At 61.5% G+C, this 7,041-nt stretch carries 5 protein-coding genes; all 5 read left to right on the top strand.

Annotated elements, in window-relative coordinates; translation table 11 throughout:
• Positions 1 to 958: flagellin (locus tag H281_RS0112605; RefSeq protein WP_020067468.1), on the top strand; the 958-nt coding region annotated here is incomplete at its 5' end.
• A 136-nt stretch (positions 959 to 1,094) separates the two neighbouring features.
• Positions 1,095 to 2,621 (top strand): flagellar filament capping protein FliD, encoded by a 1,527-nt coding sequence (gene fliD, locus H281_RS0112600; RefSeq protein WP_020067467.1) that lies wholly within the window; start codon positions 1,095 to 1,097, stop codon positions 2,619 to 2,621.
• Between the two features lie 18 nt (positions 2,622 to 2,639).
• Positions 2,640 to 2,939: a flagellar protein FliT gene (fliT, locus tag H281_RS0112595; protein ID WP_020067466.1), complete on the top strand. Its 300-nt coding sequence runs from the start codon at positions 2,640 to 2,642 to the stop codon at positions 2,937 to 2,939.
• A gap of 363 nt (positions 2,940 to 3,302) precedes the next feature.
• On the top strand, positions 3,303 to 5,777 hold the full coding sequence (locus H281_RS0112590) for a tetratricopeptide repeat protein (protein ID WP_027804529.1): 2,475 nt from the start codon (positions 3,303 to 3,305) through the stop codon (positions 5,775 to 5,777).
• Between the two features lie 45 nt (positions 5,778 to 5,822).
• Positions 5,823 to 6,968 carry a DegT/DnrJ/EryC1/StrS family aminotransferase gene (locus H281_RS0112585; protein ID WP_020067464.1) on the top strand — a complete coding sequence of 382 codons (1,146 nt, stop codon included), beginning with the start codon at positions 5,823 to 5,825 and terminating at the stop codon, positions 6,966 to 6,968.
• Positions 6,969 to 7,041: the final 73 nt, after the last annotated feature.

Below are 7,041 nucleotides of genomic sequence, written 5' to 3'. Positions count from 1 at the left end.
GCTGATTCAGACCGCGTCGAGCGCGCTGTCCTCGCTGACGTCCAGCCTGCAACGTATCCGTACGCTGGCTGTGCAAGCTTCGACGGGCACGATGTCCTCGTCGGACCAGGCAGCTCTGCAGAAAGAAGTTGCACAGCAAATCCAGGAAGTGAACCGTATCGCGTCGCAAACGACGTACAACGGCACGAACATTCTGGACGGCTCGGCTGGTATCGTGGGCTTCCAGGTTGGCGCGAACGTCGGTCAGACGATCAACCTCGACCTGTCGAAGAGCATGTCGGCAGCTAGCCTGGGTAGCGGTTCCCTGGCAACCGGCCAACTGGCTGGCACGATCAGCGGTCTCGACATCAACGCGTCGACCGGCGCAGCAGCGACGGCTGGCTACACCGGCAGCGCGATCACCTCGATCAACGTTCTGTCCGACGGTCATGGCGGCTTCACGTTCACCGACCAGAATGGTGGCTCGATCGGCGCAACAGTCGCTCAGTCGATTTTCTCGAGCGGTACTTCGACGAGCGCGACGACGACTTCGCCGATCACCTCGCTGACGATGTCGACGGCTGCGTACGACACGACGAACGCCGCACTGGGCACGTCGATCACCAACGCGACGGCGCAAATCAATGCGGTCAACGCATCCAACACCACCGTTTCGAGCCTCGACATCAGCACGGTCAAGGGCGCGAACGTGGCGATGGTAGCAATCGACAACGCATTGACCTCAGTCAGCAACCTGCAAGCAAGTCTCGGTGCAGCACAGAACCGCTTCAGCGCGATTGCAACGTCGCAGCAAGCAGAAGCAACCGACCTGTCGTCGGCACAATCGCAGATCACCGACGCGAACTTCGCGCAGGAAACGGCTAACCTCTCGAAGGCTCAAGTGCTGCAACAAGCTGGTATCTCGGTTCTGGCGCAAGCCAACTCGCAGCCGCAGCAAGTTCTGAAGCTGCTCCAGTAATAGCTTCTGAAGTTTGACCGGGCTTCGCGCGCTAAGCGCGTTGTCCGGTTTTTAGCTATTCGATGGAAGGTTCGCCTTCCATCCTGCATTTCTGTCACGTCAATCACGCATCAAAACGGACGCACGGAGCATTTCCATGTCAACGATTACGAGTTCATCGGCGGCAAGCGCAGCCTCGGCGACAGTCGCAGCCGACAACGCAGCCCTGCAGCAGGCCATGCAATCGGTCATCAGCGGCGCGACCGGCAACACCTCGCTGGATGTCAACTCGCTCGTCACGGCGCTCGTGAATTCCAAAACTGCAGGCCAGGTTGCAGCAATGGCAGCCAAGCAAAGCAGCGACAACACCCAGATTTCCGCATTCGGCACGCTCTCGGCCGCGCTCGGCGCGCTGGAGAGCGGCCTCAGCTCGCTGTCCAACGGCGGGCTTGCATCCACTTTCACCGCCACCATGACGGGCGGCACCGGCATCACCGCGACGGCCAAAACGGGCGCGGTGGCGGGCAGCTATAGCGTCGCCGTCTCGCAAATCGCAACGGCGCAGGCGCTGACGTCTTCCAAATTCACCGCGAACCAGACACTTGGCTCCGGAACGCTCGCCGTTTCACTCGGCAGCAAGTCGTTCAATGTATCGATCGACAGCAGCAATAACACCGTGGCCGGCATCGCCGCAGCGATCAACAGCGCGACCGGCAATCCTGGCGTTACCGCGACAGTCGTCAACGGCACCGACGGCGCCCACCTCGTGCTGGCCTCTTCCGGGACCGGTGCGGCGAGTACGATCAGCGTCGCAGTCAACAATGTGACCGGCGATAACGGTCTGTCGAGCCTCGGCGTGACGTCCACTGCCAGCACGACGGGCGGCCAGTCGACTTTTGTGTCGGCGAACAGCTCGAACGCGTGGACGCAAAGCTCTGCCGCACAGGACGCCGAATTCACCATCAACAACGTCGCGGCATCCAGTTCGACGAACGCAGTGACCAGCGCGATCGCAGGTGTGACACTGAACCTGACTTCCGCAGCGGTTACGAGTCCGGCGACCACGCAGACGCTGACCGTGGCAACCGACACCGCGACGCAGGCCAGCACGATCAACAACTTCGTGTCGCTCTACAACACCGTCGTGACGACGATGGGCACCCTCGCGCAGTACACGTCTGGCGCGACCACGCAAGGCCCGTTGCTCGGCGACTCCACGCTCAACACCATCAAGAACACGCTGGCTTCGATCATTGCAGGCGGTGTGAAAGACGGCAGCACGACCAACAGCCTCGGCTCGATCGGCATCTCGCTGCAGGCCGACGGCACGCTGCAGGTCGACAGCACGGCGCTCAATAACGCGTTGACGAACAATTCGACAACCGTAGCGTCGATTTTCAACTCGACCAACGGTATCGGCGCAAAGCTCAGCACCAGCATCACGAACTTCACTCAGACGGGCGGCATGATCGACGCGCGAACCAGCGCGCTGAACTCCGATCTGAAAAGTCTCACGACGCAGCAGACGAGCCTGAACGATTACATCGCGCAACTGACGAGCCAGTACTCGGCGCAGTTCACCGCGCTCAACACGCTGATGGCCACGACGAGCAACAACTCGGCGTACCTGACGCAGCTCTTCGGCGGCACGAACAGCGCCGGCGCGCTCGCGACCAACAAGTAACAGCACGGAGAACCGCAAATGGAGCAATCTGCCCTGATCGAGAAAGTGCTGGCACTGACCGGCGAAATCGAGCATGCGGCCGCGCTGGCCGACTGGCCCGAAGCCGCGCGACTTGCCGAACTCCGGTCGCCGCTCATCATGTCGCTCGACGCCCAGCAGGTTCAGGGGTCGCTCGATGTGATCCGTTCGATCGTCGCGCGCAACGACGCGATCGTCGCCGACGCACAAACCACGCAGGTCGAATTGCAGGCGGAATACACGGCTGCCATGCGCCGCGTGAGCGCCGCGAATCAGTATCAGAAGGCGGCGCAGCTTTAAGCTTTACGAACGGCCAGCCGGTTGAACGAACCGCAGAAAGACAGAACGACAGAACAGAAGAACAACAACACGCGCGCCAGCATTAAGGTGCGCACGCTTCACCCTCGCCCGCCTTCGCGGGCGTTTCTTTTTGTGCTTCCAGCGAGACACACGAGGACGGCCGACGCCCCTGGAAGCCACGCGCAAAGGCGTCGTGCAACCCGTGTCGACACATTGCCGAAAGGCCTGCAAGCGGCGTTTCATGGCGGCGTCGCCGGGAGTCCGTAATCAGGTGAATTGGTGGCCATTTTGCCGTCACTTCCACCCTTCAGGCTGCGAATTCCGACTTGATAATCCAACGTACAGCTTCCTCGTGCGAGCATCATGTCCATCCAATTCGAATTCTCGGCTCCCCAGCCTCTCTCTCCTGAACAGCAACGCGCTCAGGACATCGCTCTCGTCATGCAGAGCGCCATCGAGCAATATCACGCGGGTGAGGTCGACGACGCGCGGGCGCTTTTCGAAGCGATCGTCGAAGCGGTGCCGAATCATCCCGATGCGAACTACAACCTCGGCGTGATCAAGGTGCAGACCGACCGTGCTGCTGAGGCCGTCGCACACTTCGAGGTCGCGCTGGGCGTGCGGCCGTCCAACGGGCAGTACTGGGTGGCCTACATCAACGCGCTGTTCCAGAGCGACCAGACGGCGGCCGGCTGGCTCGCAGTAGAAATGGCGCAGCAACAGGGCGTCAACGGTCCCGCGCTGAATGGCCTGATCACGCAGCTGGCCTATCCGGACCGCAAGCTCGAGACGGTCCCCAATGCGCGCCCAACGACGGCGAACAACATCACGCTGATCGTCGGCGAAACGGCGGCCGAAGCGCAACAGCAGGAACCCGCGCCTCAGGAAGAGCAGCGCGAAGCGGCGCCAGTGTCGATAAAAACGACCAAGCACCGTCAGGCCGAAAAGGGCGAACTGCATAAGCACAACACGCTGGTGCACAAAGGCCAGATCGCCGAGTCGGTCGCCGTGGCGCGCAAGCTGGTGGCTCGCTACCCGAAAGACAGCGAATGCTGGCGCGCGCTGTCTATTTCGCTGCACAAGAACAGCCAGTTCCGGGAAGTGATTCCGGCCGCGCGCAAGGCCGTCGAACTCGACCCGAACGATGTGATCTGCCGCCTGCTTCTGTCGGACACGCTGCGCCACACTGGCGCATTGGCCGAGGCGGAAACCCAGGTGCGCGAACTGCTCGCGATCGTTCCCGATCACGCGGAAGCGCACCGTATTCTCGGCGTGACGCTGATTGCGCTCGGCAAACGTGCTGAGGCCATTGCATCGTGTCAGCGCGCCGCCGATCTCGCGCCGCGATCCGCCGCCGTGCATAGCTCGCTTGGCACGCTTTACCTCGGCATCGGCGCGATGGATCTTGCGGAGAAGGCACTGCGTCTCTCGCTGGAACTCGAGCCGACCAACAGCAACGCGCGTAGCAACCTGCTGTTCTGCCTGACGCACAACAGCACGATCGACAAAGCGGCGCTCTACAAGGAGCACTGCGTGTTCGGCCAGATCCACGACGTGCCCGCGGCCAGCAACCGCCGCTATTCGAACAAGCGCAATCCGGACCGCAAGCTGCGGATCGGCTTTGTTTCCGGCGACTTCTGCAACCACGCGGTGGCTTACTACTTCCTGCCGATCGTGCGGCATCTGAGCCGCGACCCGAACCTGTCGCTGCACTTCTATTACACGTTCGGGCTCCAGGATCACATGACGGAGCAACTGCGCGCGCACGCGCACGCCTGGAATGCAGTCGCCGACATTAGCGACGCCGCGCTGGTGAAGAAGATCCGCGACGACAACATCGACATTGCGGTCGATCTGTCGGGACACACCGCGCATACGCGAATCGTCGCGCTCGCGCAGAAGCCGGCGCCCGTGCAGGCGTCGTGGATCGGTTATCCGGGAACCACCGGCATGGCCGCGTTCGATTACTACATCTCGGACCGCTTCGTCGCGCCTATCGACGAGTTCACGGAACAGTTCACCGAAAAGCTCGCACTGTTGCCGTCGTCGACCGCATATATGCCGCCGCCGAACTGCCCGCCGGTCAATGGCCTGCCTGCTCTGCACAAGGGCTACATCACGTACGGCAGCTTCAACCGGCTGAACAAGCTGAGCCCCGAGGTCATTGCGCTGTGGAGCACGATTCTGCGTGCGCAGCCGACCTCGCGCATGGTCATCGGCGCGATCGGCAGCAAGCTCGACGAAGAGACCTATCTGGACTGGTTCCGGGCCGAAGGCATCGACACGTCGCGGCTCACGTTCTGCCCTCGCACGACGTTGCCCGTTTATATGCAACAGCATCATCACGTCGACCTGTGCCTCGATACGTTCCCGTACGTGGGTTCGACAACCACGCTTAACGCGCTATGGATGGGCGTGCCGACCGTGACGATGCCAGGCATCTCGATGCCGAGCCGATGCGGTGCGGGCTGGCTCGAACAGGTTGGACTTCACGAATTCGTCGCGCGCGACAAGGAAGAGTTCGTGCAGAAGAGTATCGACTTGACGCGCGATCTGGATGCGTTGAGCCGTCTTCGCATCGGCATGCGCGATCGCTGCCAGGGTTCTGTGCCGTTCCAGCCGGAGAAGGTGGCCGGCGGTCTGTCGATCGCGCTGCGCACGATGTGGAAACGCTGGTGCGCCGAAGAAACGCCGAGCGCATTCGAAGCGACCTTGCCTGCGGACTGGTGCCCGCCGCCTGCGCCCGAGGACAAGCCCGACCTGAAGTCGAATTCCAAGGCCGACGCTAAGACCGACGCCAAGCCGGAAACAGAGCCTGAAGTCAAAACAGCGGCGTGACGGATTCGTCCGGGCATTGTCCTCAATAAAAGTGAAGACGCGAATATGAATGCGAGCCTACCAGCCGAAGCGCTCTCGGCGCTGACCCAGGAAACGATCTACGTCACGCAGCCGCACCTGCCGCCGCTCGACGATTTCGTCCCGTATCTGCGGGAAATCTGGGACCGCAAGATCCTGACTAACGGCGGCCCATTTCACCAGCGCCTCGAGAAAGCGCTTGAAGAATATCTGGGCGTCGACCACCTCGCGCTGCTGTCCAACGGCACGCTCGCTCTCGTTACCGCGTTGCAGGCTTTGCGCATTACCGGCGAAGTCATCACGACCCCGTATTCGTTTGTCGCGACCGGCCACTCGCTACTGTGGAACGGCATCAAGCCGGTATTCGTCGACGTGGACCCTGTGACGCTCAACATGGACCCCGCGAAGATCGAGGCCGCGATCACGCCGCAAACAACCGCGATTCTGCCGGTGCATTGCTATGGCTATCCGTGCGACACCGACGCCATCCAGAAGATTGCAGACAACTACAACCTGAAGGTCATCTACGACGCCGCTCACGCGTTCGGTGTTAAAACCGGCGGCAAGAGCGTTCTGCGACACGGCGATCTTTCGGTGCTCAGCTTCCACGCAACGAAGGTGTTCAACACTTTCGAAGGCGGCGCGATCATCTGTCCCGACGCCAAGACGAAGCAGCGTGTGGATCACCTGAAAAACTTCGGCATCGTGGACGAAACCACCGTGGTGGCGCCCGGCATCAACGGCAAGATGAGCGAGATCAACGCGGCGTTCGGCTTGCTGCAACTCGAACATATCGACGAAGCGCTTGCACGCCGCCGCGATATCTCCGCCCGCTACTGTGAACTGCTCGCCAAAGTACAGGGCATTCACTGCCTGCCCGCGTGCGAAGATACGGTCTCGAATCACGCGTACTTCCCGATTCTCGTCGGCGACAAGTATCCGTTGAGCCGCGACGCGTTGTACGAGCGATTCCGCGAACACAACGTCATCGTGCGTCGTTACTTCTATCCGCTGATTTCGGATTTTCCGATGTACCGTGGCTTGCCGACGGCGCATCGAGCGAATCTGCCGATCGCGTCCGACGCCGCACAACGAGTGCTCTGTCTGCCGATCTTCCCGACTCTGTCCGACCCGCAAATGGACCGGATTGTCGACATCATCACGTCCTGCTAAGAAGTCTGGGCGGACGTTTCGAATGCACGGCGGCGCCAGGCGCCGTACCGTGCGCCTGGCTATACCTTCCACG

The organism is Paraburkholderia caledonica, from assembly GCF_000383275.1.
Lineage (GTDB): Bacteria > Pseudomonadota > Gammaproteobacteria > Burkholderiales > Burkholderiaceae > Paraburkholderia > Paraburkholderia caledonica.
This window is presented reverse-complemented; position numbering and strand designations above follow the sequence as displayed.

Excerpts from the sequence above, each read along its gene's own strand:
- H281_RS0112585 (WP_020067464.1), top strand. The coding sequence starts at position 5,823 with ATGAATGCGAGCCTACCAGCCGAAGCGCTCTCGGCGCTGACCCAGGAA.
- fliD (WP_020067467.1), top strand. The coding sequence starts at position 1,095 with ATGTCAACGATTACGAGTTCATCGGCGGCAAGCGCAGCCTCGGCGACA.
- H281_RS0112590 (WP_027804529.1), top strand. The coding sequence starts at position 3,303 with ATGTCCATCCAATTCGAATTCTCGGCTCCCCAGCCTCTCTCTCCTGAA.
- fliT (WP_020067466.1), top strand. The coding sequence starts at position 2,640 with ATGGAGCAATCTGCCCTGATCGAGAAAGTGCTGGCACTGACCGGCGAA.